This window comes from Pseudomonas syringae group sp. 243L2, from assembly GCF_032587875.1.
Taxonomy (GTDB): Bacteria; Pseudomonadota; Gammaproteobacteria; order Pseudomonadales; family Pseudomonadaceae; genus Aquipseudomonas; species Aquipseudomonas amygdali.
This window is the reverse complement of the sequence record NZ_JAWHPL010000015.1, coordinates 127,549-152,663: the sequence shown is the minus strand read 5'-3', so window position 1 is coordinate 152,663 and position 25,115 is coordinate 127,549. Positions and strand designations below refer to the sequence as shown.

The following is a 25,115-nucleotide window of genomic DNA, read 5'->3' as shown; positions in this document are numbered from 1 at the left end:
ATGTCAAGAACTGCATCATTACAAAATGGAAACCCGACGGTCGTTCTATGACGCAACGCCCGATATACTCGCAAGTCGTCAGCAGCACTGGGAAGTTGTGCGAAAACGTCTGAATCAGCGGGTTTCGCAGAGTTTCTCTATGGGCCACACCGGCACTGAACACACAATGTTCATGCGCATGGTTTTGAATGGCGCCTGTTAACCGCGGCATACAATAATGAGAGTCATGGGTCAGAGGCACCCTAGGCATGATCGAGCTCGAACAAGAAGATCCAACTCCGCAAGGCGACCTTGCACTGCAAATTACCGCCCTTCCCCGCGAAACCAATGGCTTTGGCGACATCTTCGGCGGCTGGCTGGTCTCCCAGATGGACCTGGCGGGTACAGCCATGGCCAGTAAAGTGGCCGGCGGCCGTGTAGCGACCGTGGCGATTGATCGCATGGCGTTTCTGGTCCCGGTCGCAGTTGGCGAGCAGCTTTCCTTTTACACCCGCACCCTGGAAGTCGGACGCACCTCGATCAAGATGATGGTCGAAGTGTGGAGCGATGACCCGCTCACCAGCGAATGGCGCAAGGTCACTGAGGCCGCATTCGTGTTCGTGGCCATAGATTCCAGCGGGCGGACACGCTCGGTTCCCGCACGACGGTAACTGGTTGCTCAACCCAAGGATGGCTGCCCGGTTAAACTCACCTTGCGTGAAGCGGTCTATTTTCGTCACGGTCATTGAGTGAGAACTTTGCATGCCAACATCCCCGGTTGAACCCAACGTTGAATCTGTCCAGTACGACGAACTGAACTGCTGGCGTATTCGCCACGGCGAAGCAGAGCTGCTGGTTGCGCAGCAGGGCGCGCATATCCTCAGCTATCAAGTGGCCGGACAGCAGCCTCTGGTGTGGCTGAATGAAGAGGCGGTTTTCAAGCAAGGCAAACCCATTCGCGCGGGCATGCCCATCTGCTGGCCGTGGTTCGGTAATCTGGAACGCAACCCGCAAAGCGTGCAGGCAATGCGCGACAGCAGCGAACCTGCCAAGGCGCATGGTGAAGTGCGAGCGCTGGATTGGCAGTTGCTGGGGATCGGAGCAGATGGCGACGCACTGCTGGTGGAATTCGTCCTTCCGGAAGCCGAAGGCCACCTGCCAGGCTGGCCGCACAACGTCGCCCTGAAACTCAGCATCCGTCTGGACCATGCTCTGAACGTCAGCCTGGTCAGCTACAACTGCGGCACAGAATCTGTCGTTATCAGCCAGGCGCTGCACACCTATTTCGCCGTCAGCGATGTTCGTCAGGTCAGCGTCGAAGGGCTCGACGGCCTGCGCTACATCGAAACCCTGGCAAACTGGGAAGAACGTGAACAGGCCGGCGACCTGACGTTCACTGGCGAAACCGACCGTATCTACAAGGATACGCCGGGGGTACTCAGCATCGTTGACCCCCAATGGCAGCGCCGCATCCATATCCGCAGTACCGGCTCGAAATCAGCCATCCTGTGGAACCCGTGGATCGAGAAAACCGGCAAATTCACCGACATGGCAGCAGATGGCTGGCAGCGCATGGTCTGCGTCGAAACGGCCAACGTGCTGGACGACGTGGTGACGCTGGCCCCCGACCAGATGCATGTTCTGGGTGTGAGTATCTGGAGCGAGGCGCTCTGATCAGTTATTGATCAAGCCCATCAAAGGTCCGACTCAACCACAACGCGGACCTTTGACGCATCCATCGCATACGCCGCATCAGCCAGATCGTTACTGACCTTCTCGATTTTCAGGGTGCCTTCTACCCACAGTGGTGTGTAGATATCATCCAGTTTCAGGCCTTTGGGGTAACGCACCAGCACCAACTGGTTGGGCGGCGGTGGCGGAACGTGAATGCAGGCGCCTGGATAGGGCACGATGAAGAACAGCGTGCTGTGGCCCTTGGCATCGGTTTCGAGGGGTACAGGGTAACCGCCAAGACGAATGGTCTTGCCGTTCATTGCCGGGACGGTCTTGGTCGAATACATGACCGCTGGCAAACCCTTGCTCTGCTTCAAGCCACCCTTGCTGTCGAACGTGCCCATCGCTTCCGGAGAATTGTGGTCAATCTCGGGCATGGCTTCGAGGGCTTTTTGATCGGACTTGGGCATCAGCTCAAGCCAGTCGGTTTCCGGCAACTGGGCGTGTGCAAGCCCGGACAGCAGCAGAAGAGTCATCAACAAGAAGCGGCGCATGATAAAGCTCGGCAAAGAAGGAAGAGTTGCCGCGCATTCTAGCCCTCTGTACCGCGCAGAACAGAGGGCTGAACATTAAACGTTATTTCTTTTTGATCATGCCGTAGATAACCAGCAGGATGATTGCACCTACCAGCGCGCCGAGGAAACCTGCACCCTCGCCCGCTTGATAGATACCCAGCGCCTGACCACCATAAGTGGCTGCGAGCGAGCCGGCGATACCCAGTACGATGGTCATGATCCAGCCCATGCTGTCGTCGCCCGGCTTCAGGAAGCGAGCCAGCAGACCAACGATCAGGCCGATAAAGATGGTTCCAATGATACCCATGCCATTCCCCTCTGTATTAAGTGAATATGCCTGGGCTAATGAGCAGCCCCGACCTACTGCTATCTGAGAACAGCGGCAGGGAATGGTTCCGGCGCAATGGACAGTTTGCTTCGAGGTGGAGGATTCTTCATGAATGACAGGGCCTGGCGACAGCGCAGAACGGCTAAACAAGGCTGACACCCCGCTAATTCTCGTTCCCACGCTCCGCGTGGTAATGCATTTCGTGACGCGGAGCGTCACCCAATGCATGCCAACGCGGAGCATTGGCACGATAGTCAGTTGGATTTGTGTATTACGTCGAGCGCAGAGCATTGGCACGATAGCCGCGGGCCTGATCAGCCCTTGATCAACGCTTCAACCAGCTTCACCTGACGATCCAGCGTAGCGCGGTCAGCGCTGCGGACCGTAGCGTGCCCTACTTTGCGGCCTGCCTTGAACGCCTTGCCGTAGTGGTGCAGGTGGCAATCTTCGACGGCGATGACCTTGTCCACTGCTGGCACTTCACCGATGAAGTTGAGCATGGCGCTCTCGCCGACCTTGGCTGTGGAGCCCAGCGGCAGACCGGCAACCGCCCGCAGGTGATTTTCAAACTGGCTGCACTCGGCGCCTTCGGTCGTCCAGTGACCGGAGTTGTGTACCCGCGGCGCAATCTCGTTGGCTTTCAGGCCGCCGTCGACCTCAAAGAACTCGAATGCCAGCACGCCCACGTAATCCAGCTGCTTCAGGACACGACCGGCGTAGTCTTCGGCCAGTGCCTGCAATGGGTGATCGGTGCTGGCGATGGACAGGCGCAGGATGCCGCTGTCGTGCGTGTTGTGAACCAGCGGGTAGAACCGGGTCTCGCCATCACGTGCGCGAACGGCGATCAGCGACACTTCGCCAGTGAACGGCACGAAGCCTTCCAGCAGGCAAGGCACGCTGCCCAGCTCGGCGAACGTACCGGTCACATCTGCTGCCGAGCGCAGGACCTTCTGGCCCTTGCCGTCATAACCCAGCGTACGAGTCTTGAGCACGGCCGGCAGGCCAATGCTGGCCACCGCAGCATCCAGATCGGCCTGCGACTGAATATCGGCGAATGCGGGCGTCGGAATGCCCAGATCCTTGAACATGCTTTTTTCAAACCAGCGGTCACGCGCAATGCGCAACGCCTCGGCGCTCGGATAGACCGGTACGAACTGCGACAGAAACGCCACGGTCTCGGCCGGAACGCTTTCGAACTCGAAAGTCACCAGATCGACTTCATCAGCCAACTGACGCAGATGGTCCAGATCGCCGTAATCGGCACGCAGATGCTCGCCAAGTGCAGCAGCACAGGCATCCGGCGCGGGATCGAGAAAGGCGAAGTTCATGCCCAGCGGCGTACCTGCCAATGCCAACATGCGGCCGAGCTGGCCGCCACCGATTACACCGATCTTCATGGAAAAACCTCAGGCGTGGCGTGGGTCTGGATTGTCCAGGACGCTGTCTGTCTGCTCAGCGCGGAATTTCTTCAGCGCTGCGTGGAATTGAGGGTGTTTGGCGCCCAGGATACTGGCCGAAAGCAGCGCAGCGTTGATCGCCCCCGCTTTGCCGATGGCCAGGGTCGCTACCGGAATACCGGCAGGCATCTGCACGATCGACAGCAGGGAGTCGACACCCGACAGCATCGACGACTGTACCGGAACGCCTAGCACAGGCAGGTGGGTCTTGGCGGCACACATACCCGGCAAGTGAGCGGCACCGCCAGCACCGGCGATGATCACTTCAATGCCACGGCCCTCTGCTTCGTCGGCGTACTGGAACAGCAGGTCCGGCGTGCGGTGAGCTGAAACCACCTTGACTTCATAAGGGATGCCGAGCTTTTCCAGCATGTCGGCAGTGTGGCTAAGGGTGGACCAATCGGACTTGGAGCCCATGATCACGCCAACCAGTGCGCTCATCGTCGTGCCTCTCATCGGGCGCCCGCAGGCGCGTCTGAAAACAACAAGCCACGCGGGGGAACCGGCGTGGCTTGTTGTACGAATAGTGACCGATTTAGCCGGCCAAAGGCCGCGCAGTATACCGCAAAGTGGTGAGTTTAAAGCACCTGCGATCACCTTCTGTCAGCAGCACCGCCAGAGATCGACGCAAGCCGTGCCCTGGAGCCGGACACACTGAAATTCCAACACGTTAACCAGCGCGCCTTACAACATGAAAGGCCTTGCCCTACGACGCTAAACGACATAGCAGGACTGTCAGGCCCGGACAGTATTTGTTTAACTGGAAGCGCGACATTGAAGTCGCAATCTAACCTGACTCTCAAGGATGAGAACGTACCAATGAAAAACAAACTGACAGTCTGGCTGTCACTTGCCGTCTTTTTTTACCTGCCATTTGCCAGCGCCGACGGCCCCAATCTGGGACTGTTCGTGATCATGCACGATCAACTGACAAAATATGAACGCGCTGAACTGGGTGACAACTACTTGAATCCCTTTCTCGCTCAGTTGCAGGAAATCACGGGGCGCAGGACAACGGTCACATTCATCAACGACGAACCGGGCCTTACAGACTTCGCCTATCGTGGGGAGGAGGATGAACAGTCGTTATACAGGCTATTTCAGACGAGCACCGCTTACGCAGACGCTAAAAACCTGCCACGCCCGTCCGAGCGCCATAAATACGTGCTGGTGACTTCCAATAAAATCCACGGGACGTTACACGGCGTTGCAGCAACAAGCCATCACGTCGCGATGGCGTCTCTGAAAGATTACAACACGCTGCCGCATGAGATCGGCCACCTGTTTGGCGCTACGCATGAGGCGGCTAGCGGTTTTCCATGCCAGACGACTATGTGGGGATATTCCACCACTTCAATCATCCCCTGCTATTACTTCAGCGATGCCAACAAGGAATTGATTCGCAAATACGTCGATAACATATCTGTTCGCTGAGCAAACGGCCTGTTGTCATGCATCACAACAGGCCGTTTTTATGCTTCGCCCGGCGACGCTGCACTCTCAAGCTTGCGCCACAGCAGGCGCACATTGGCCTTGCGTACCAGAGCGCAACGGTAAAGGCGAATCTCCAGCGGCACATGCCACTGCGGCCCGCCACACACCACCAGTTCACCGCGCGCCAGTTCGGCGCGCACACTCAGTTGCGGAACCCAGGCGATGCCCAGCCCTTCCAGTGCCATGCTTTTCAGGCTATCGGCCATCGCCGTCTCGTAAACCGTCGTGAACCGCAGGTTGCGCTGACGCAGCAGCAGATTCACCGAGCGCCCGAGAAAGGCCCCGGCGCTGTAGGCAAGCAACGGCACACTGCCCTCGCCTTCCATATCGAATAACGGCTGCCCATCGGCATCTGCCGCACAGACCGGCAACATCTCGGTATGGCCCAGATGCAGCGAGGGGAAGATTTCAGCGTCCATTTGCAGCGCGGCGTCAGGATCATAGAACGCCAGCATCAGATCGCAGCCACCTTCACGCAACGCGTGTACGGCATCGCCAACGTTGGTGGCCACCAGCCGGGTGGCAATGTTCAGCCCTTCGTTACGTAGCTGGGCAATCCAGCGCGGAAAGAACCCCAACGCCAGCGAGTGTGCCGCAGCAACCTGCATCACCTCGCCCTGCCCACCTTCCAGATGATGCAGATGGCGCACGACTTCGCCCAGTTGCTCGACCACGGTACGCGCGGTGACCAGAAACAGCTGCCCGGCAGCCGTCAGTTCGATGGGCGTGCGCGAGCGATTGACCAGCGTCAGCCCCAAGGCCGACTCAAGACTGCGGATACGCCGACTGAACGCTGGCTGAGTCACGAAACGACGCTCGGCGGCCTGAGAAAAGCTGCGGGTGGCCGCCAGGGCGCTGAAATCCTCCAGCCATTTGCTTTCCAGATTCATCAGGTCCTCCCGGACAATGGATGACTGCTTCGACAGGCGACTGCGCATGCCCTGCACCCACCCGGCTTGAAGCGACCGCAGTGGGACGACCGGCAATGCGCTGCGGATACATGGCCAGACGGCTCTGGCAAGGCTGCAGAGGCAGCGTCCGGGTGCGACATTTTGCCCCCTTTACGCACTTAACGGAATCCGGGTCACACCCTGATTATGCCGTTATTGCATAGGCCAGCGTTTAACAGCATTGGTCAAGACAGGGTGGGAAGCCCACTATTCGCGGCGTTCCGGCATTGTCCGTGCCTTTTTGAGACTTCTTTTATCATGTCCTCGCCTGCATCATCGCGCATCGAAAAAGACCTGCTTGGTGTTCTCGAAGTACCTGCCAACGCGTATTACGGCATTCAGACCCTGCGAGCGGTGAACAACTTTCACCTCTCAGGCGTGCCGCTTTCGCACTACCCTAAACTGGTTGTGGCCCTGGCCATGGTCAAACAGGCGGCAGCTGATGCAAACCACCAGCTCGGACACCTCAACGATAAAAAGCATGCGGCCATTAGCGAGGCCTGCGCCCGCCTGATCCGTGGCGACTTCCACGATCAGTTCGTGGTCGACATGATTCAGGGCGGTGCCGGCACGTCCACCAACATGAACGCCAACGAAGTCATCGCCAACATCGCCCTGGAAACCATGGGCTTCGAGAAAGGCGAATACAAGCACCTGCACCCCAACAACGATGTAAACATGGCGCAGTCGACCAACGACGCCTACCCGACCGCGATCCGCCTGGGTCTGCTGCTGGGCCATGACGCCCTGCTCGCCAGCCTCTCCAGCCTGATCCAGTCGTTCGCCGCCAAGGGCGAAGAATTCAACCATGTGCTGAAAATGGGTCGTACTCAGTTGCAGGACGCCGTGCCAATGACCCTGGGTCAGGAGTTCCGCGCCTTTGCCACCACGCTGACAGAAGACCTCAACCGCCTGCGCAGCCTGGCACCCGAGCTGTTGACCGAAGTGAACCTGGGCGGTACGGCCATCGGCACCGGCATCAACGCCGACCCTGGCTACCAAAAGCTTGCCGTCGACCGCCTGGCGCTGATCAGCGGCCAGCCGCTGGTGCCGGCAGCCGACCTGATCGAAGCGACCTCCGACATGGGCGCGTTCGTACTGTTCTCGGGCATGCTCAAGCGTACTGCGGTCAAGCTGTCGAAGATCTGCAACGACCTGCGCCTGCTGTCCAGCGGCCCGCGTACCGGGATCAACGAAATCAACCTGCCGGCACGCCAGCCAGGCAGCTCGATCATGCCCGGCAAGGTCAACCCGGTAATCCCGGAAGCGGTCAATCAGGTTGCTTTCGAAATCATCGGCAACGACCTGTCGCTGACCATGGCCGCTGAAGGCGGACAATTGCAGCTCAACGTGATGGAGCCACTGATCGCTTACAAGATTTTCGACTCTATCCGCCTGTTGCAGCGCGCCATGGACATGCTGCGCGAGCACTGCATTGTGGGCATCACGGCCAACGAACAGCGCTGCCGCGAGTTGGTCGAGCATTCGATCGGCCTGGTGACCGCACTGAACCCCTACATCGGTTACGAAAACTCCACCCGTATCGCCCGCATCGCGCTGGAAACCGGCCGCGGCGTGCTGGAACTGGTGCGTGAGGAAGGTCTGCTCGACGATGCCATGCTCGACGACATCCTGCGCCCGGAAAACATGATCGCTCCGCGTCTGGCCCCCTTGAAGGCCTGACAGGAAATGACCTGCGCACCAAGCTCACCAGATTGAGGGCCTAGACACCCCTCAATTTTTTGAGGGTCTGGGAGTGATTCTCCAGACCCTTTTTTTTGCCCGCAGCAAAGGGCTCCGACACTGGACCCAGAGCCTTCGGCACCCCACTTTGGCGGAGTAATCCGTGGAAGTATTCATTCATCGTCGCGAATGAAGAATCAGACGTCCAAGAAAGCGACTACAGACGTAAAAACTTTGCACCGGTATAGTGCGCCCCCTCAAAAGTAGCGAGGAATAACAAAAATGCTGGAAATGATTAACGACTTTCTCTCCGGTAAGGTACTGATCGTACTTATCGTTGGCCTGGGTAGTTACTTCACGATCCGCTCGCGTTTCGTTCAGTTTCGACACTTTTTCCACATGTTCTCGGTTTTTCGCGACAGTCTGCGCAGCAGCGCGGGTCAGTTGAGTTCGTTCCAGGCCCTGATGCTCAGCCTTGCGGGCCGCGTCGGAGCAGGCAACATCGCAGGCGTCGGCATTGCCGTAACGCTGGGCGGTCCGGGCGCCGTATTCTGGATGTGGGTAACCGCACTGGTCGGCATGTCCAGCAGTTTCATCGAGTGTTCACTCGCCCAGCTCTATAAACGCAAGGATTCCGAAGGACAGTTCCGCGGCGGTCCGGCGTTTTACATCCAGCACGGTCTGGGCAAGCGCTGGCTAGGCATGGTCATGGCCGTACTGTTGCTGGTGACCTTCGGTTTTGCCTTCAACGGCCTGCAATCCCACGCCGTGACCGACTCGCTGAAAAGCGCGTTCAACATCGACACCCGAACCACCGGCATCTGTCTGGTCGTGCTGCTGGGTCTGGCCTTCGTCGGCGGCATCAAGCGTATCGCGGCAATTTCCGACCTGCTGGTTCCAGTCAAGACCCTGATCTACATCGCGGTCACCATCTACGTCATCGTTCTGCAGATCGACCACGTTCCCGGCATGCTGATGACCATCGTCAGAAGCGCCTTCGGTCTTGACCCGGTATTCGGCGGCCTGATCGGCAGCGCTATCGTGATGGGCGTCAAGCGTGGCGTGTTTGCCAACGAAGCCGGTCTGGGCAGTGCGCCCAACGTGGCTGCCGTGGCGCATGTAGAGCACCCGGTTGCACAAGGCGTGGTTCAGGCGTTCAGCGTGTTCCTCGACACCTTCGTGATCTGCACCTGCACTGCCTTGCTGATCCTGCTGTCCGGTATCTACGACATCGGTTACGACGGCAACGGCATCGTTCTGGCGCAGAACTCGCTGGCCGCAGTGGTCGGTGACTGGGGCAGAATCTTCATCAGCGTGGCGCTGGCACTGTTCGTCTTCACCTCGATTCTCTACAACTACTACCTGGGTGAAAACAGCCTGCGGTTCCTGTTTGGCGAGAAGATCCAGACCATCATCATCTACCGTATCGCGGTGCTGGTACTGATCATGTGGGGTGCCGTCGTCGACCTGAAAGATGTACTGGCGTTCGCCGACATCACCATGACCATGCTGGCGTTCGTTAACCTGATCGCACTCGCCATGCTGTTCAAAGTCGTCAAGCGCATTCTGAACGACTACGATTCGCAGCGTCGGGCGGGTATCAAGACGCCGGTGTTCGATTCCAGCCAGTTCCCTGATCTGGACCTGGACCGCAACGCATGGCCAGCCAATCCGACCCGTCAGTCGACACAGGACGCCGAAGCGGCCGCCAAGCCTGTACCCGAAGCACGATAACCAACGCGACCTTACGCCGGAGAACAACCATGACTGATCATGCACATAAACCCGCTCAGAGCGTCATGGTTCTTTACACCGGCGGCACCATTGGCATGCAGGCCAGCGCCAACGGCCTGGCACCTGCCTCGGGTTTCGAGGCGCGGATGGCCGGGCAACTGGCCGAGCACCCGGAACTGGTGGTGCCGCAGTGGCGCTTTCGCGAGATGTCGCCGCTGATCGACAGCGCCAACATGACCCCTTCCTACTGGCTGCGCCTGCGTGAGGCGGTGATCGAGGCGGTGGAGGTCGATGGCTGCGATGCTGTTCTGGTGCTGCATGGCACCGACACCCTGGCGTACAGCGCAGCGGCGATGAGCTTCCAGTTGCTGGGGTTCAGCGCACCGGTGCTGTTCACCGGCTCTATGCTGCCTGCCGGCGTGCAGGACAGCGATGCCTGGGAAAACGTCAACGGTGCCCTGCTGGCGCTGGGTTCGGGTCTGGTGTCAGGCGTTCAGCTGTATTTCCACGGGCAACTGATGACGCCTGTGCGCTGCGCGAAAATTCGCAGCTTCGGTCGTCAACCGTTCGCACCGCTGCAACGCTCGCGTGGCGGTCATGCGGTGGTTTCGCTGCCCGATGCACTGAACTACCGGCAGGCGAAGACGCTGGCGGAGGTCGCCGTGTTGCCGCTGTTTCCCGGCGTCGGCGCAGCTCAGCTGGACGGTCTGATCAACAGCGGTATTCGGGGTCTGGTGCTTGAGTGCTTCGGCAGCGGCACCGGGCCAAGTGATGATCCGCAGTTTCTGGCCAGCCTGGAAAATGCACGAGCGCTTGGTATCTGCGTGGTGGCGATTACCCAGTGCCACGAAGGCGGTGTCGAGCTGGATGTCTACGAAGCGGGGAGCCGTCTGCGCGGTGCAGGCGTGCTCTCCGGTGGCGGCATGACCCGTGAGGCAGCGCTTGGCAAACTGCATGCACTGCTGGGGGCAAGCCTGACGACCGAGGAAGTCAGGCGGCTGGTCGAATTGGACCTGTGTGGCGAGCTGCGTTAAGCCGCCGCAATCTCTGCGTTATCCGAGGCGTTCTGCACACGCGCAACGCCTCACCCTCTTTACGAAGCCTTGCTTTCTTCCTGCGCGCCCCTGAGCATCGAATCCAGATTACGCTCGATGTTTTCGCACAAAGCCGTCATCTGAATCTCATGTTCGCTGGCACGGAACGGACTCTGCAGGTCGGTACCGATCTTTTCGATGGCCAACAGCATGAAACCCACCACGGTTGATGCCAGCGGCGTGAACCAGCCCAGGGTCTCCACCAGGCCAATCGGTACGATCAGGCAGAACAGTGTGATGAACAGACGCGGAAAAGCGACGTACGGATAAGGCAATGGTGTGTTGGCAATACGCTCCATACCGCCCTGGCAATTGGAGATGTCCACCATGGTCGACTCAAGACGCGCCAGACGAATGCTGTCCAGTCGCCCCGCCTGATACTCCTTGGCCAACAGCGCAGCCGACGTATTGAGCAGGTCGTTGGGAAAGTTGTTGGTGTCGTGACGACGTTCGAATTCCTCGCGAGGAATCAGCATCTGAACCTCATCACCACATTTGGCGCCCTTCAGGTGCGCGGACAGGCATTTCACGTAGGCAACATGGCGACGCAACAGCGTGGCCTTGACCGGGTTGATCCCGTCGTCATCCTCGACCAGCGTCAACACCTGCCGAGCGAAGCTGCGCGAACTATTGACCAGCGCGCCCCACAACGTTCGTGCTTCCCACCAGCGGTTGTAGGCGCTGGAATTACGAAAGCTGGTGAGGACCACAAGTGCCGAGCCCAGCAGGGTCAACGGCATGGAAGGCAACGTGATCTTGCGCTCCAGATACAGCATGAAGTCGACCGTGACGATCACATCCCAAATCAACAACCAGAAAAGCGACCAACCCACGTAACCGATGGTCTTGCCGAGAAAACGGATTTTCGAAATGATCGTTTGCTGCAAAAGAACTACCCCATCGAAAAATAAGCGAATCGCAGGCTGACATCTGCCGCATGGCCTTTGAATGCCAAACCGGCAGATGGTTCGCAAACGACCCGCTTTATCTTGGGGTTACAGACTTCCTCAGCAGCCAGTCAGCGTCACTTGCGGGCGTTCGCCAGCAAAGAAAATCGGCCTCAAACGCACGCCGATCACGTTACCGGCGTAGGCTGCAACCAGCCATAGCCAGCCGTGCAGGCTACCCGAGGCAATACCGCTGAAGTACGCGCCGATGTTGCAGCCGTAGGCCAGTCGAGAGCCATAACCCAGCAGCAACCCGCCGATGACCGCAGCAACCAGCGAGCGCGTGGGAATGTCCAGGCTCGGCGCAAAACGGCCGGCCAGCCCTGCCGCCAGCAAGGCACCGAGCATGATGCCGATGTCCATCACACTGGTGACGTCTTCCCACACCGGAGCCGCCAACGCCTTGGCATTCGCCGCGCTCTGCCAGAACACCCAGCTGCCGACGTCCACACCCAGACCACTGGCTACCTTCGCGCCCCATAGCGCAAACGCCGAGGTGATGCCCCACGGACGACCCGCCAGCGCCAGTGTTGCGTAATTGAGCAGCGCCAGCGCGACAGCGCCCCAGACCAGAACCCATGGCCCGCGCAGCACCCGGCTCAACCCACGATGGTCAGTGGTAACCGGCGTTTCAAGCTGTCCATGACGCCGCTTTTCGAGCTTCACGGTTATGAAAGCGATCAAGGCGAACAGAGCGAGATTCACGATCAGCGCAGGCAATACGCCGAAGGTCTTGACCACCGAAACTGCCGGGAACGAAGGCAGGGCAAACCACCAGTCGACGTGATGGGTCGCAATCAACGAACCGAGGATGAAAAACAGCAGCGTCACCAGCATGCGTGCATTGCCGCCACCTGCGGTGAACAACGTACCGGACGCACAGCCACCGCCCAGTTGCATGCCGATACCGAAGATGAACGCCCCCACGACGACCGAAATTCCGACCGGCGCAACCAGTCCGGTAACGGGCTGACCGAACAGCGTGCCAGCACCCAGCGCAGGGAAAAACAGCACCACAGCCACCGCCAGCATGACCATTTGCGCCCGCAAACCCGCACCGCGCCGCTCACGGATAAACACCCGCCACGCCGAGGTGAAGCCGAATGCCGCGTGATACAGCGTCACGCCCAGCGCTGCGCCGACGATCCACAGCATTACCTGGCGGGCGCCGACACTGAGCAGCAGAAACTGGGCGCCCATCAGCAGCAGGAACAGCGCAGCCAGCGGCGCGCCGAACTTGCGTCCGGGTGTTGCAGTAAGAGAGTTGTTCATGGGTATCTCAGGACAAGTAACAGAAAGTGCAGATTATACGCCTGCCAGCGGGACTACTCGGACCAGGCCTTGCGCAGCCTGTTCAATGCAACGGCGATCTCGACCTCGGGCACGGCGGCGAAACCCAAAACCAGCCCGGCGCGGTTATCCACTGGCTCACTGGAGTCGGGCAGCCAGTAATCACTCAAGGCATTCATCTCGACGCCAACGCTACCAGCCTTGGCAATCAGTGCCTGCTCACGCGCGACACTGTCTACCTTGACCATCACATGCAGCCCTGCAACCACCCTGGGCATTGCAGCGCACCCTGCTATGTCGGCAGGCCAGTTATCCAGCAGCGCATTGCGACGACTCAGCGCCGCGCGACGCATACGACGGATGTGTCGTTGGAAATGCCCCGACGCAATGAATTGCGCCATGACCGCCTGCACGCCAATCTCGGTATGGCGCATGTCTACCGCCTTGCGCTGGCTGAACGGGCGGACAAGTTGCTCAGGCAGAACCAGATACCCCAGGCGCAGCGCCGGAAAGGCGACTTTTCCGAATGTGCCGACATAGAGCACTCGACCACTCTGCTCCAACGCAGCCAACGGGGCCAATGGCGAACCGCTGTACCGATACTCCCCATCGTAATCGTCCTCGACAATCCAGCTCTGGTGCCTCTCGGCCCAGGCCAGTAACTCCAGGCGCCGTGCCAGGCTCATGACTACGCCAGTCGGGTACTGATGCGAAGGGGTCACATACGCCAATCTGCAATCGGCCTGCTCAAGCTCGGCGCAACGCATGCCCTCGTTATCCACAGGCACGCCGTGCAATCGCGCACCTGCCAGTGCAAACGCATGACCCGCCGCGCGATAGCCTGGATTTTCCACAGCAACGCCATCGCCCGGCGTCAAAAGCAACTGTGCACAAAGGCTGATTGCATGTTGCGCGCCACTGGTGATCACAATTTGCTCAGCCGTGCAGTGCAACCCACGCGATGAACGAAGATAAACGGCAATCAACTCACGCAGCCGCGAATCTCCCGCAGCGGTGCCGTAACCCAGCTGAGCAAGGTCCGGCTTGCGCCAAAAGGCCGCATACAGCTTGCCCCACAAGGCAAACGGAAAAAGATCGAAGGCTGGAACGCCTACCCGAAAAGCCCGCGGCCTACCCGTCGGCGGCTCGTGCAAATGATGCTTTTCGAGCCGCACGCGTGTCGGGTTGTGGATAACTTCATCGGAACAATTCGACGGCATTTCAGCCGCAATTGTGGACAAACCTGTGTGTAACCCTGTGGATACACCTGTGGGTAAGTTGGTGGATAGTTTTTTACGGCTTGGCCGTCGAGGCGCAGCGCTTCGTTCAGACAGCTGCGCAACATACGTACCGTCGCCAACGCGCCCTTCAATAAAACCCTCGGCATACAGCTGGTCATAGGCCCGTATGACGCTGTTACGGGAGATGCCCAGTGAATGCGCCAAATCGCGACTGGCGGGCAGACGCATGCCGCCACTCAAGCGCCCATCCAGCACTTGCTGGCGCAAAATCTCGTAGAGCTGCTTGCTCAAGCCGTGATTCGGGTCCAGCTCAATGCCGGTAAGCGTGGGTGGAAACGCGACAGGGGCGATGGGCATGAATTGGTCCCATGAAACTTATAAAAAATGGATCTTACATCAGACCAATACCTTGCCTACGATCGCTTCATCAGCCAAGGAACATGACCATGTACATACCTGCTGCCTTCAAGGAAAACGACACGCTCAGCCTGCACGAGCAGATGGATCAAACTCGCCTGGCTATTCTTGTCACACAGGGTGAAGAAGGATTGCACGCGACTCACTTGCCGCTGCTGTTGCGCCGCGATGAAGGTCCGCACGGCACGCTTTACGGGCATCTGGCCCGAGCCAACCCACAGTGGCAGCAGTTGAACTCAGGTGTCGAGGCGCTGGTGATTTTTCCCGGCGGCGATGCCTATGTGAGCCCGTCTTTCTACCCGAGCAAGGCAGAACACGGCAAGGTTGTACCTACCTGGAATTATCTGGCCGTGCATGCCTATGGGCAGGCCACGGTTTTTACCGATGCAGCGCAACTGCACCAATTGCTGGCTGACCTGACCCATCACCATGAATCCAGCCGCCCGCAACCCTGGTCAATCGAGGATGCACCTGCGGACTACATTGCAAAAATGCTGGGGGCGATTGCAGGGTTTGCAATTCCCGTGCAGCGGCTGCAAGGCAAACGCAAACTCAGCCAGAACCGCAGCGCTTCGGACATGGCCGGTGTACGCGACGGCCTCGCAGCAAGCGAGAATGCAAACGACCAGCAAATCGCTCGCCTGATGAGCGCAGGGAGAACGTCATGACCGATGTCCGGATTCGCGCCGTTACTGTCAACGACCATAAAGCCTGGCTGCCGCTATGGCAGGCCTATCTGTGTTTCTACAATACCGAGCTGGCCGAAGGCGTCAGCGACGTCACCTGGCAACGCCTTGTGGATTCGCACGAGCCGACCCACTCGGCGCTGGCCTGGCTGGATGGCGAAGCGGTGGGCATGGTGAACTTCATCTACCATCGCTCCAACTGGAGCATCAACAATGCCTGTTACCTGCAGGACCTGATTGTCGCGCCCGAACAACGCGGAACAGGCATTGGCAGGCAGCTGATCGAGTTTGTTTACGCCACGGCCAAGGCAGACGGTTGCGACAAGGTGCATTGGTTGACCCACGAAACCAACGCCACGGCCATTCAGTTGTACGAAAGGATTGCCGAACGGCCTGGCCTTATACAATTTCGCAAAGCGCTCTGAAACAGGAAGTGATTGATGTCCGACACTCTGCTGGACTGGCAAGCCGCTGCATTGCCCACAACCAACACACTGACAGGCCGTTTCATTCGCCTGGAAAAACTCGATGCCACACGTCACGCCGATGACTTGTGGGCTGCGCTTCAGGGCCCGAATGCCGACCCGAAACTGTGGGATTACCTGCCTTACGGGCCTTTTATCGAGCGCAGTGCCTTTGATGCATGGCTGTCCGGGCATCAGGCAGCGTCCGACCCATGGTTTTATACGGTCGTCGATCAGCAGACCGGTAAAGCCGAAGGTGTCATCAGCCTGATGTCGATCGTCGCCGCCCATGGGCGTATCGAAATAGGTCATGTCACCTTCAGCGCGGCCATGCAACGAACCCCCAAAGGCACCGAAGCCATTTACCTGCTGGCCAGAGAAGCATTCACGCTGGGCTATCGCCGCCTGGAATGGAAGTGCAACGCCAACAACGCCCGTTCCAAACGCGCAGCCCAACGCTTTGGCTTCAGCTACGAAGGCGCCTTCCGCCAGCACATGGTAGTCAAGGGCCAGAGCAGGGACACAGCGTGGTACTCGATCCTTGACAGCGAATGGCCTGAATTGCAGAAGGCCTTTGAATGCTGGCTGGCTGTGGATAACTTCGCGGACGGGCAGCAGATCAAAGGGCTTGAGGCGTTTCGCTGATCCTTAGGACGCAGAGCGTCGAGAACGGCATTCCCACGCTGGAGCGTGCGCAACGATAGCGGTGACAACCGCGCCCGCCTGCACAGAATAAAAAAAGGGAAGCCACGAGTGCTTCCCTGAGGTAAATCGTTGAATTATCTGTATGTGCCCGGTCAGCCTTCGATCTCGACCAGAACCTCACCCGGATTGACGCGGTCGCCCTTGGCAACGTGAATCGCCACAACCTTGCCCGCGACCGACGCCTGGACCTCGGTTTCCATCTTCATGGCTTCGGTGATCAATACCGCCTGCCCTGCTTTGACCATATCGCCTTCCTTGACCAGCACATCGACGATATTGCCCGGCATGGTGGTGCTGACGTGGCCCGGTGCATGAGCCTGCTTGCGTTTGCTGGCACCGCCGCCGACAAATTCGTTGAGCGGTTCGAACACCACTTCTTCCGGCATGCCATCGATGGACAGGTAGAAGTGGCGCTTGCCCTCGGCCTTGACGCCCACGCCGGTGATGTCGACCCGATAGGTTTCGCCGTGCACATCAATGACGAACTCGGTCGGCACGCCCTCGCCGCCCGCTCTGGCCACGCTTCCGGCTTCGGGAATCGGCAGCAGCGCTTCCGGCGTCAGCGTTCCAGCTGCACGCTCTTCGAGAAACTTGCGGCCGATGTCCGGGAACATGGCAAACGTCAGCACGTCCTCTTCGGATTTGGCCAATGCGCCGATATCGGCACGCAGCTTGGTCATCTCCGGCCTGAGCAGATCGGCCGGACGAACATCGATCAGTTCTTCATTGCCAATGGCCTGACGACGCAGCTTTTCATCTACCGGCCCCGGCGCCTTGCCATAACCGCCCTGTAGATAAAGCTTCACTTCATTGGTGATGGTCTTGTAGCGCTCGCCAGCCAGCACATTGAAGAACGCCTGAGTACCGACGATCTGTGAGGTCGGCGTTACCAGCGGTGGATAACCGAGGTCTTTGCGCACGCGCGGAATTTCAGCCAGCACTTCGCCCATGCGATTGAGCGCGCCCTGCTCCTTGAGCTGATTGGCCAGGTTGGAAATCATCCCGCCAGGCACCTGATTGACCTGCACACGGGTATCGACCGCCGTGAATTCGCTTTCGAACTGGTGATACTTCTTACGCACCGCGTAGAAATACAGACCAATTTCCTGCAACAGCTCCAGGTCCAGCCCGGTGTCGAACTCGCTGCCCTTGAGCGCCGCAACCATCGACTCTGTGCCTGGATGACTGGTGCCCCAGGCAAAGCTGGAGATCGCCGTATCAATATGATCCGCGCCGCTTTCAATGGCCTTGAGCTGGCACATGGCAGCCAGGCCTGCGGTGTCGTGGGAGTGAATGAACACCGGTAGCGACTGTTCGGCTTTCAGCGCCTTGACCAGTTCACCCGTGGCATAGGGAGTCAGCAGACCGGCCATGTCCTTGATCGCCACCGAATCGCAGCCCATCGCTTCCATCTGCCGGGCCTGTGCGACGAACGCTTCGATGGTGTGCACCGGGCTGGTGGTGTAAGCGATGGTGCCCTGCGCATGCTTGCCCGCAGCTTTTACCGCTTCGATGGCAACGCGCAGGTTACGCACGTCGTTCATGGCATCGAAAATACGGAACACATCGATACCATTCACCGCCGCCTTGGCGACGAACGCCTTGACCACGTCATCGCTGTAATGCCGATAGCCCAGCAGGTTCTGGCCGCGCAGGAGCATTTGCAACCGGGTATTGGGCAAGGCCGCGCGCAGTTGACGCAGGCGCTCCCATGGATCTTCCTTGAGAAAACGCACGCAGGCATCGAAGGTCGCGCCGCCCCAGACTTCCAGCGACCAGTAACCGACCTTGTCGAGCTTGTCGCAGATCGGCAGCATGTCCTCGGTACGCATGCGGGTCGCCAGCAATGATTGGTGAGCGTCACGCAGGATGGTGTCGGTTACGAAAATCTTCTTGGACATTTCACTATTCCTTACAGACCGGCGTGTGCGGCAATGGCGGCGGCGATGGCCAGAGCCAGCTCTTCGGGTTTGCGCTTGATCGAATAATTGGTCAGCTCGGGGTGGCTCTCGACAAAGCTGGTGTTGAATTCACCGCTGCGAAATTCCGGGTTACGCAGAATTTCCTGGTAATAGGCAGCCGTGGTCTTCACTCCTTGCAGGCGCATGTCATCCAGCGCACGCAGGCCACGGTCCATCGCCTCCTCCCAGGTCAGCGCCCAGACGATCAGCTTCAGGCACATCGAGTCGTAAAACGGCGGAATGGTGTAGCCGGTGTAAATCGCCGTATCGGTGCGCACGCCTGGTCCTCCGGGCGCGTAATAGCGGGTGATCTTGCCGAAACTGGGCAGGAAATTGTTCTTCGGGTCTTCGGCATTGATCCGGAATTGCAGGGCAAAACCGCGGTGAATGATGTCTTCCTGCTTGATCGACAGCGGCAGGCCGGACGCAATACGGATCTGCTCGCGAACAATATCGATGCCGGTGATTTCTTCGGTGATGGTGTGCTCGACCTGCACCCGGGTGTTCATTTCCATGAAGTACACCTCGCCCTCGGCGAGCAGGAACTCCACGGTCCCTGCGTTCTCGTAACCAACCGCCTTGGCCGCACGTACCGACAGATCGCCGATGTAGGCGCGCTGTTCGGGCGTCAACTGCGGGCTGGGGGCGATTTCGATGAGCTTCTGGTTACGGCGCTGAATCGAGCAGTCGCGTTCGAACAGATGCACTACATTGCCGAAGCTGTCACCCAGAATCTGCGCTTCGATGTGCTTGGGATTGACGATGCACTTCTCGAGAAACACTTCCGCCGAGCCAAAGGCCTTGGTTGCTTCGGAAATCACCCGGGGGAAGGCCTGCTCGAGTTCTTCGCGGCTGTTGCAACGGCGTATGCCGCGCCCGCCGCCGCCGGAGGTGGCCTTGAGCATTACCGGGTAACCAATACGCTCGCCTTCGACCAGCGCCTCGTCGATGTCCGCGACGTTGCCTTCGGTGCCGGGCGTAACCGGCACACCGGCCTTGATCATGCTGCGCCGCGCTTCGGTCTTGTCACCCATGCGACGAATCACTTCTGCGGACGGACCGATAAACTTAATGCCACGTTCAGCACAGATGTCGGCCAGCTCGGCGTTCTCCGACAGAAAGCCATAACCGGGATGCAGCGCATCGCAGCCCGTCTCTACCGCCAGATTCACCAGCTTGCGCGGGTTCAGGTAACCGGCCAACGGTTCGGCACCAATGCTATAGGCTTCGTCAGCACGCTTGACATGCAGGGCATGCCGGTCGGCATCGGAAAAGATCGCGACCGAGCGAATACCCATCTCGGCGCAGGCACGCACGATCCGGACGGCAATCTCCCCGCGGTTGGCAATCAGAATTTTTGTTATCACTGGCGTTTTCCTCGACCCGTTTTTGTAACAGGGCATGTGACTGAATGCCGCAGGGACACCCTATGCCGAATCAAGGATTAACAAAAATGAGTAAAAGTTGGGACATGCATAAGTAAAAGCTTATAGTTGAAGCTTCTTGTCGTCTCAGGAAGCTCTTATAAATGCGTAAGTCATTGATGCGTATGACATTGCGTCAGCTGCGTATTTTCAATGAAGTATGTGATCTGCGCTCATACAGCCGTGCAGCCGAAGAGATGTCTCTGACGCAGCCTGCCGTCAGCCTGCAGATTCGCCAGCTTGAGGAGCTGATCGGCCAGCCGCTGTTCGAATACGTCAGCAAAAAGCTCTACCTGACTGAGGCGGCGCAGGCACTGCAACTGGCCAGCCGGGATATTTTCGGACGCCTGGAAAGTCTCGACATGCAGCTTTCGGACATGCAGGGCTCGCTGCAAGGCCAGTTGAAGCTGGCGATTGAATCCAGCTGCAAGTATTTCATCCCCCACCTTTTCGCTGCATTCAAACGCCAGCACCCGGAAGTCAGCCTGAGCCTGATGGTTGTCAATCGTGCACAGATAATCAGGCGATTATCGGACAACCGCGATGATCTTGTAGTGATGTCAGCGGTTCCGCTGGATATGGGTCTGGAGTTTCTACCCTTTCTCAACAACCCGATTGTCGCCGTAGCACCACCCGACCACCCGCTGAGCAGCCATGCGACGCTGAATTTGAAAGACCTGGAGCCCTGGCCGTTGCTGACCCGGGAAACGGGTTCAGGCACACGCCGGGCCTGCGAGGAGTACTTCAAAGAGAAACGCGTGCATTTCACGCAGACGCTGGAGGTGTCTTCCAGCGAGGCGCAACGTGAATGCGTGGTCGCCGGACTGGGCCTGGCGATGCTGACACGGCATGCGGTCTGCCAGGAACTCGCCACCGGTGCTCTCGTGGAGCTACCCGTGGCGGAGCTGCCGCTGTATCGAAGCTGGTGCGTGGCTCAGGCCCGAGACAAACGCCTTTCACCCGTGGCACATGCCTTTCTTGCGTTCATCCGCACCGAACGTGCGCAGATCAACCAGCTTGTCGAGCGTTTCGACGGTCGACCGCGGGCAACTTGATAGTCTGCCATACAGCGTTGTCGATACCATCCATGTAGTCACACAGCTCCTGATTAAGCTGACGCGCTTCACTGTAGCTCTCAATAGCCCGACGAAACTCCATGCGGCGCTGGTCTTCCTGCTGGCGGCGGGTTTTCACGGTGCTGGTAGGTAAATCATCGTAATGCCGAGCCATATCCTGTCTCCCAATACGTTTTGTGGGAGCACCAGAATGGAGCGCGACAGTGACAATCAGGCGGCATGCAGATGACAGATCGATGAATTTCGCTCGGTTGAGCGATCAGTCTTCGTGAGTCTTTATCGACTTCGGCGACAGACGCAAGCCGCGCAGGCTGCGCTTGACGCTCTTGAGGTGATTGACCAGGCTCGGGCCGCGGGCCATTGCCACACCCATCGCCAGCACATCGATCACCACCAGGTGCGCGATACGGGACGTCAGCGGCGTGTAGATTTCGGTGTCTTCATGTACATCGATGGCCAGATTGACCGATGACAGCTCGGCCAGCGGCGTCTGGCTTGGGCACAAGGTAATCAGCGTCGCGCCGCTCTCGCGGACCAGATTGGCGGTGATCAGCAAGTCCTTGGAGCGCCCCGACTGGGAAATGCATACCGCGACGTCTGTCGGCTTGAGCGTGACCGCCGACATCGCCTGCATGTGCGGGTCGGAATACGCTGCCGCGGTCAGCAGCAAACGAAAGAACTTGTGCTGCGCATCGGCAGCCACTGCACCGGAAGCGCCAAACCCATAAAATTCGACCCGATTGGCCCCGGCCATGGCCGTGACTGCCATCTGTAAAGCATGGGGGTCGAGGTTTTCGCGCACTTCCATCAGCGTGTGCAGGGTAGTGTCGAAAATCTTCAGGCTGTAGTCGGCGACCGAATCGTCTTCGTGAATCGCGAACTGGCCGAAACTCGCACCCGCTGCCAGACTCTGCGCCAGCTTGAGCTTGAGGTCCTGAAACCCGGTGCACCCAATGGCGCGGCAGAAGCGCACGATGGTCGGCTCACTGATGCCGACGCTGTGCGCCAGATCCGCCATGGAACTGTGCATCACAGCCGCAGGGTCAAGCAGCACATGATCGGCAACCTTGAGCTCCGATTTGCGCAGCAAATTACGTGACTGGGCGATGTGTTGCAGCAGATTCAAGGGGCAGACTCGGCAAAAGGAAGATGGGCTGGGTTGTAGCTTTCTTGTAGTTATACTACATGACCTGCAAACCGCCCAGTTAAACGACGCTGAAACCTGTTACACGGGCCCTGAATGGGTGAATCGAAAAAAATTGTGGGAATAATCCTACATTACGCGGAATCCTGCGCCTGGCCTGCGAATGGCCAATCTTCAAGGTCGACTGACCGCGCTCGACCCTGCAACGCTCGACGACCGGTCGTCAGCACCCGGTCATTTTTATTGCCTGACGCAAAGCATGGTTTGCCCGGCATGACGCAGCACCCTAGAATGCGCGGATGCGCGATGATCTCTCTCTTCTTCTGAATTCCCTCAACGATGCCCAACGTCAGGCCGTAGCCGCCTCATTGGGTCGTCAGTTGGTCCTGGCTGGTGCTGGCTCCGGCAAAACCCGTGTGCTGGTGCATCGCATCGCATGGCTGATGCAGGTCGAGCAAGCCTCCCCGCATTCGGTTCTGTCGGTGACGTTCACCAACAAGGCTGCCGCCGAAATGCGCCACCGCATCGAGCAGCTGATGGGCATCAGCCCTGCTGGCATGTGGGTGGGCACCTTCCACGGTCTGGCCCACCGCCTGCTGCGAGCGCACTGGCAGGAAGCCGGGCTGGTGCAAACCTTCCAGATTCTCGACAGCGATGACCAGCAGCGCTTGGTAAAACGCGTGATGCGCGAGCTGGGCCTGGATGAGCAACGCTGGCCTGCACGTCAGGCACAGTGGTTCATCAACGGCCAGAAAGATGAAGGCCTGCGCCCGAAACATATTCAGGCCAGCGGCGATCTGTTCCTGACCACCATGAAAAGCGTCTACGAAGCCTACGAGGTCGCCTGTCAGCGGGCTGGCGTCATCGACTTCTCCGAACTGCTGCTGCGCGCACTCGACCTGTGGCGCGATAATCCGGGTTTGCTCGCGCATTATCAGCGTCGTTTCCGCCATGTATTGGTGGATGAATTCCAGGATACCAACGCCGTGCAATACGCGTGGCTGCGTCTGCTCGCTCAGGGCGGCGACAGCCTGATGGTGGTCGGCGATGACGATCAGTCCATTTACGGCTGGCGTGGCGCGAAGATCGAGAACATCCACCAGTATTCGTCTGACTTCCCGGACACCGAAGTCATCCGTCTGGAGCAGAATTACCGCTCCACAGCGAGCATCCTCAAGGCCGCCAACGGCTTGATCGTCAATAACAGCGGTCGCCTGGGCAAGGAGTTGTGGACTGACGTCGGCGATGGCGAGCTGATCAACCTGTATGCCGCTTTCAACGAACACGATGAGGCGCGCTATGTGGTCGAGACCATCGAAAACGCGCTGCAAACCGGCATCTCGCGCAACGACATCGCCATTCTGTACCGTTCCAACGCCCAGTCGCGGGTGCTGGAAGAAGCCCTGCTGCGCGAACGTATTCCATATCGCATTTACGGCGGGCAGCGCTTCTTCGAGCGCGCCGAAATCAAGAACGCGATGGCGTATATGCGCTTGCTGGAAGGTCGTGGCAACGATGCAGCGCTGGAGCGGGTGATCAACGTTCCGGCTCGCGGCATCGGCGAAAAAACCGTCGAAGCGATTCGCGAGCATGCGCGTCATGCCGACGTCTCCATGTGGGAAGCCATGCGCCTGCTGGTCGCTAACAAGGGCCTGACCGGCCGCGCCGCCACGGCCCTGGGCGGGTTCATCGAGCTGATCGAGAACCTGTCGGCGAAGGTCATGGAGATGCCGCTGCACCTGATGACCCAGACGGTTATCGAGCAGTCCGGGCTGATCACCTATCACGAGCAGGAAAAAGGCGAGAAAGGCCAGGCGCGGGTAGAAAACCTTGAGGAACTGGTCAGCGCGGCCCGTGCTTTCGAGAATCACGAAAGCGAAGAAGACCTGACGCCACTGGCAGCGTTTTTGGGGCATGCCTCGCTGGAAGCAGGCGACACCCAGGCGCAGGAGCATGAAGACAGCATTCAGCTGATGACCCTGCACAGCGCCAAGGGCCTGGAGTTTCCGCATGTGTTCCTGGTGGGCATGGAGGAAGGGCTGTTCCCGCACAAGATGAGTCTGGAAGAGCCGGGGCGCCTGGAAGAAGAGCGACGTCTGGCTTATGTCGGCATCACCCGCGCCATGAAACAGCTGGTGATGACCTACGCCGAAACGCGTCGTCTGTACGGCAGCGAAACCTACAACAAGGTCTCGCGTTTTGTACGCGAGATTCCGCCGGCGCTGATCCAGGAAGTGCGCCTGTCCAACAGCGTGAGTCGCCCGTTCGGTGGCACTCCTAAGTTCAACAGCAGCAGCCTGTTCAACGGCACCGGCATTCCGGAAACCGAGTTCACCATGGGCCAGCGCGTACAGCATGCGGTGTTCGGCGAAGGCGTGATCCTCAACTTCGAGGGCGCTGGCGCTCAGGCACGGGTGCAGGTCAACTTCGCCGAAGGCAGCAAGTGGCTGATGATGGGCTATGCGAAGCTGGTGCCGTTGTAGCGTTCAGTGGTTGGGCGCGGTGCCAGTTCTTGTTCCCGCGCTCGGCGTCATACATTAGTCCGCTTTTGATTCTGGCCGCAGGCCGTGGGAGCGAGATTGCTCGCGAAGGCGCTGTTTCAGTCGATGCATTTTCGGCGATTATAAAGACCTTTTCGCGAACAAGTTCGCTCCCACGCCCTTCGGGCAGATGCACAGGGGCCATTTATTCCAGGCGTTCCAAGACCTGTGTATAACCTCGGTGCGTGAGGCTAATCAAAAGTCTTACGAAGCGCGCTGAAAAGTCCTACGCTATTTATGTAAAAGTCCGAA

23 protein-coding genes are annotated in these 25,115 nt (G+C 58.9%); 11 read left to right on the top strand and 12 right to left on the bottom strand.

The genetic code is table 11. The annotated features are described in order from the left end of the window. Nucleotides 1–248: 248 nt before the first annotated feature. Entirely contained in the window at nt 249–650 is a 402-nt protein-coding gene (locus RYB66_RS08905) for an acyl-CoA thioesterase (protein ID WP_002555893.1), read from the top strand. 91 nt (nt 651–741) lie between these two features. Next, on the top strand, nt 742–1,653 hold the full coding sequence (locus RYB66_RS08900) for a D-hexose-6-phosphate mutarotase (protein WP_004666602.1): 912 nt from the start codon (nt 742–744) through the stop codon (nt 1,651–1,653). A gap of 20 nt (nt 1,654–1,673) precedes the next feature. On the opposite strand, the gene RYB66_RS08895 is transcribed toward RYB66_RS08900, so the two are convergent. The 4 genes from RYB66_RS08895 to purE all read right to left on the bottom strand — a co-directional run bounded on the left by RYB66_RS08895 (nt 1,674) and on the right by purE (nt 4,454). Further along, nucleotides 1,674–2,207 carry a DUF3299 domain-containing protein gene (locus RYB66_RS08895; RefSeq protein ID WP_002555895.1) on the bottom strand — a complete coding sequence of 178 codons (534 nt, stop codon included), beginning with the start codon at nt 2,205–2,207 and terminating at the stop codon, nt 1,674–1,676. Nucleotides 2,208–2,289: 82 nt separating this feature from the next. Continuing rightward, a complete protein-coding gene (locus tag RYB66_RS08890; RefSeq protein ID WP_002555896.1) occupies nt 2,290–2,535 on the bottom strand; it encodes a GlsB/YeaQ/YmgE family stress response membrane protein in 246 nt (81 codons plus the stop codon). A 335-nt stretch (nt 2,536–2,870) separates the two neighbouring features. Continuing rightward, nucleotides 2,871–3,953 (bottom strand): 5-(carboxyamino)imidazole ribonucleotide synthase, encoded by a 1,083-nt coding sequence (locus tag RYB66_RS08885; RefSeq protein ID WP_005734973.1) that lies wholly within the window; start codon nt 3,951–3,953, stop codon nt 2,871–2,873. A gap of 9 nt (nt 3,954–3,962) precedes the next feature. Next, entirely contained in the window at nt 3,963–4,454 is a 492-nt protein-coding gene (purE, locus tag RYB66_RS08880) for a 5-(carboxyamino)imidazole ribonucleotide mutase (RefSeq protein ID WP_002555898.1), read from the bottom strand. 378 nt (nt 4,455–4,832) lie between these two features. Between purE and RYB66_RS08875 the strand changes: the two genes are divergently transcribed. Then, complete coding sequence (locus RYB66_RS08875) at nt 4,833–5,447, top strand: reprolysin-like metallopeptidase (RefSeq protein WP_005781454.1); 615 nt, start codon at nt 4,833–4,835, stop codon at nt 5,445–5,447. Nucleotides 5,448–5,485: 38 nt separating this feature from the next. On the opposite strand, the gene RYB66_RS08870 is transcribed toward RYB66_RS08875, so the two are convergent. Then, on the bottom strand, nt 5,486–6,397 hold the full coding sequence (locus RYB66_RS08870) for a LysR substrate-binding domain-containing protein (protein ID WP_002555901.1): 912 nt from the start codon (nt 6,395–6,397) through the stop codon (nt 5,486–5,488). 318 nt (nt 6,398–6,715) lie between these two features. Between RYB66_RS08870 and aspA the strand changes: the two genes are divergently transcribed. From aspA to RYB66_RS08855, 3 genes are all read left to right on the top strand, one after another. After that, the gene (gene aspA / locus RYB66_RS08865; RefSeq protein WP_002555902.1) at nt 6,716–8,140 is read left to right on the top strand and encodes an aspartate ammonia-lyase; all 1,425 of its coding nucleotides are present in this window, start codon (nt 6,716–6,718) and stop codon (nt 8,138–8,140) included. A gap of 282 nt (nt 8,141–8,422) precedes the next feature. Next, nucleotides 8,423–9,874, top strand: a complete 1,452-nt coding sequence (locus RYB66_RS08860; protein ID WP_005744886.1) for an alanine/glycine:cation symporter family protein — start codon at nt 8,423–8,425, stop codon at nt 9,872–9,874. 29 nt (nt 9,875–9,903) lie between these two features. Further along, nucleotides 9,904–10,908 carry an asparaginase gene (locus RYB66_RS08855; protein WP_010199727.1) on the top strand — a complete coding sequence of 335 codons (1,005 nt, stop codon included), beginning with the start codon at nt 9,904–9,906 and terminating at the stop codon, nt 10,906–10,908. Between the two features lie 59 nt (nt 10,909–10,967). Here RYB66_RS08855 and RYB66_RS08850 read toward each other — a convergent pair whose 3' ends face one another. From RYB66_RS08850 to RYB66_RS08840, 3 genes are all read right to left on the bottom strand, one after another. After that, on the bottom strand, nt 10,968–11,855 hold the full coding sequence (locus RYB66_RS08850; protein WP_004659096.1) for a bestrophin family protein: 888 nt from the start codon (nt 11,853–11,855) through the stop codon (nt 10,968–10,970). 120 nt (nt 11,856–11,975) lie between these two features. Next, complete coding sequence (locus tag RYB66_RS08845; RefSeq protein ID WP_005781451.1) at nt 11,976–13,187, bottom strand: YeeE/YedE family protein; 1,212 nt, start codon at nt 13,185–13,187, stop codon at nt 11,976–11,978. 53 nt (nt 13,188–13,240) lie between these two features. After that, a complete protein-coding gene (locus RYB66_RS08840; RefSeq protein ID WP_016982137.1) occupies nt 13,241–14,803 on the bottom strand; it encodes a PLP-dependent aminotransferase family protein in 1,563 nt (520 codons plus the stop codon). Between the two features lie 89 nt (nt 14,804–14,892). Here RYB66_RS08840 and RYB66_RS08835 point away from each other — a divergent pair, with 89 nt between their 5' ends. Genes RYB66_RS08835 through RYB66_RS08825 form a run of 3 tightly spaced genes read left to right on the top strand, consistent with a single transcriptional unit; the run spans nt 14,893 to nt 16,658 of the window. Next, nucleotides 14,893–15,531: an FMN-binding negative transcriptional regulator gene (locus tag RYB66_RS08835; protein WP_005781446.1), complete on the top strand. Its 639-nt coding sequence runs from the start codon at nt 14,893–14,895 to the stop codon at nt 15,529–15,531. Next, nucleotides 15,528–15,974: a GNAT family N-acetyltransferase gene (locus RYB66_RS08830; protein WP_057404181.1), complete on the top strand. Its 447-nt coding sequence runs from the start codon at nt 15,528–15,530 to the stop codon at nt 15,972–15,974. Before RYB66_RS08835 ends, RYB66_RS08830 begins: the two co-directional genes overlap by 4 nt. Nucleotides 15,975–15,989: 15 nt before the next feature. Continuing rightward, on the top strand, nt 15,990–16,658 hold the full coding sequence (locus tag RYB66_RS08825; RefSeq protein ID WP_005734965.1) for a GNAT family N-acetyltransferase: 669 nt from the start codon (nt 15,990–15,992) through the stop codon (nt 16,656–16,658). A 152-nt stretch (nt 16,659–16,810) separates the two neighbouring features. On the opposite strand, the gene oadA is transcribed toward RYB66_RS08825, so the two are convergent. Beyond that, entirely contained in the window at nt 16,811–18,619 is a 1,809-nt protein-coding gene (gene oadA, locus RYB66_RS08820) for a sodium-extruding oxaloacetate decarboxylase subunit alpha (protein ID WP_004667159.1), read from the bottom strand. Between the two features lie 11 nt (nt 18,620–18,630). Next, nucleotides 18,631–20,046 carry an acetyl-CoA carboxylase biotin carboxylase subunit gene (locus tag RYB66_RS08815; RefSeq protein WP_002555912.1) on the bottom strand — a complete coding sequence of 472 codons (1,416 nt, stop codon included), beginning with the start codon at nt 20,044–20,046 and terminating at the stop codon, nt 18,631–18,633. 161 nt (nt 20,047–20,207) lie between these two features. On the opposite strand from RYB66_RS08815, the gene RYB66_RS08810 reads away from it, so the two are divergent. Beyond that, nucleotides 20,208–21,158, top strand: coding sequence for a LysR family transcriptional regulator (locus RYB66_RS08810; protein WP_002555913.1), 951 nt, complete (start codon nt 20,208–20,210; stop codon nt 21,156–21,158). Here RYB66_RS08810 and RYB66_RS08805 read toward each other — a convergent pair. Together RYB66_RS08805 and hexR are read right to left on the bottom strand one after the other, a co-directional pair. Next, a complete protein-coding gene (locus tag RYB66_RS08805) occupies nt 21,112–21,297 on the bottom strand; it encodes a PA3496 family putative envelope integrity protein (protein ID WP_004659112.1) in 186 nt (61 codons plus the stop codon). The genes RYB66_RS08810 and RYB66_RS08805 overlap by 47 nt on opposite strands. 141 nt (nt 21,298–21,438) lie before the next feature. Next, nucleotides 21,439–22,305, bottom strand: a complete 867-nt coding sequence (gene hexR, locus RYB66_RS08800; RefSeq protein WP_002555915.1) for a transcriptional regulator HexR — start codon at nt 22,303–22,305, stop codon at nt 21,439–21,441. A 317-nt stretch (nt 22,306–22,622) separates the two neighbouring features. Between hexR and uvrD the strand changes: the two genes are divergently transcribed. Then, nucleotides 22,623–24,806 (top strand): DNA helicase II, encoded by a 2,184-nt coding sequence (gene uvrD / locus RYB66_RS08795; RefSeq protein ID WP_005781439.1) that lies wholly within the window; start codon nt 22,623–22,625, stop codon nt 24,804–24,806. Nucleotides 24,807–25,115: the final 309 nt, after the last annotated feature.

Excerpts from the sequence above, each read along its gene's own strand:
- RYB66_RS08855 (WP_010199727.1), top strand. The coding sequence starts at position 9,904 with ATGACTGATCATGCACATAAACCCGCTCAGAGCGTCATGGTTCTTTAC.
- RYB66_RS08830 (WP_057404181.1), top strand. The coding sequence starts at position 15,528 with ATGACCGATGTCCGGATTCGCGCCGTTACTGTCAACGACCATAAAGCC.
- uvrD (WP_005781439.1), top strand. The coding sequence starts at position 22,623 with ATGCGCGATGATCTCTCTCTTCTTCTGAATTCCCTCAACGATGCCCAA.
- RYB66_RS08845 (WP_005781451.1), bottom strand. The coding sequence starts at position 13,187 with ATGAACAACTCTCTTACTGCAACACCCGGACGCAAGTTCGGCGCGCCG.
- RYB66_RS08900 (WP_004666602.1), top strand. The coding sequence starts at position 742 with ATGCCAACATCCCCGGTTGAACCCAACGTTGAATCTGTCCAGTACGAC.
- RYB66_RS08875 (WP_005781454.1), top strand. The coding sequence starts at position 4,833 with ATGAAAAACAAACTGACAGTCTGGCTGTCACTTGCCGTCTTTTTTTAC.
- RYB66_RS08810 (WP_002555913.1), top strand. The coding sequence starts at position 20,208 with ATGCGTAAGTCATTGATGCGTATGACATTGCGTCAGCTGCGTATTTTC.
- RYB66_RS08860 (WP_005744886.1), top strand. The coding sequence starts at position 8,423 with ATGCTGGAAATGATTAACGACTTTCTCTCCGGTAAGGTACTGATCGTA.
- RYB66_RS08825 (WP_005734965.1), top strand. The coding sequence starts at position 15,990 with ATGTCCGACACTCTGCTGGACTGGCAAGCCGCTGCATTGCCCACAACC.
- RYB66_RS08895 (WP_002555895.1), bottom strand. The coding sequence starts at position 2,207 with ATGCGCCGCTTCTTGTTGATGACTCTTCTGCTGCTGTCCGGGCTTGCA.
- RYB66_RS08840 (WP_016982137.1), bottom strand. The coding sequence starts at position 14,803 with ATGCCCATCGCCCCTGTCGCGTTTCCACCCACGCTTACCGGCATTGAG.
- RYB66_RS08885 (WP_005734973.1), bottom strand. The coding sequence starts at position 3,953 with ATGAAGATCGGTGTAATCGGTGGCGGCCAGCTCGGCCGCATGTTGGCA.
- RYB66_RS08905 (WP_002555893.1), top strand. The coding sequence starts at position 249 with ATGATCGAGCTCGAACAAGAAGATCCAACTCCGCAAGGCGACCTTGCA.
- oadA (WP_004667159.1), bottom strand. The coding sequence starts at position 18,619 with ATGTCCAAGAAGATTTTCGTAACCGACACCATCCTGCGTGACGCTCAC.
- RYB66_RS08890 (WP_002555896.1), bottom strand. The coding sequence starts at position 2,535 with ATGGGTATCATTGGAACCATCTTTATCGGCCTGATCGTTGGTCTGCTG.
- aspA (WP_002555902.1), top strand. The coding sequence starts at position 6,716 with ATGTCCTCGCCTGCATCATCGCGCATCGAAAAAGACCTGCTTGGTGTT.
- RYB66_RS08835 (WP_005781446.1), top strand. The coding sequence starts at position 14,893 with ATGTACATACCTGCTGCCTTCAAGGAAAACGACACGCTCAGCCTGCAC.
- purE (WP_002555898.1), bottom strand. The coding sequence starts at position 4,454 with ATGAGCGCACTGGTTGGCGTGATCATGGGCTCCAAGTCCGATTGGTCC.
- RYB66_RS08870 (WP_002555901.1), bottom strand. The coding sequence starts at position 6,397 with ATGAATCTGGAAAGCAAATGGCTGGAGGATTTCAGCGCCCTGGCGGCC.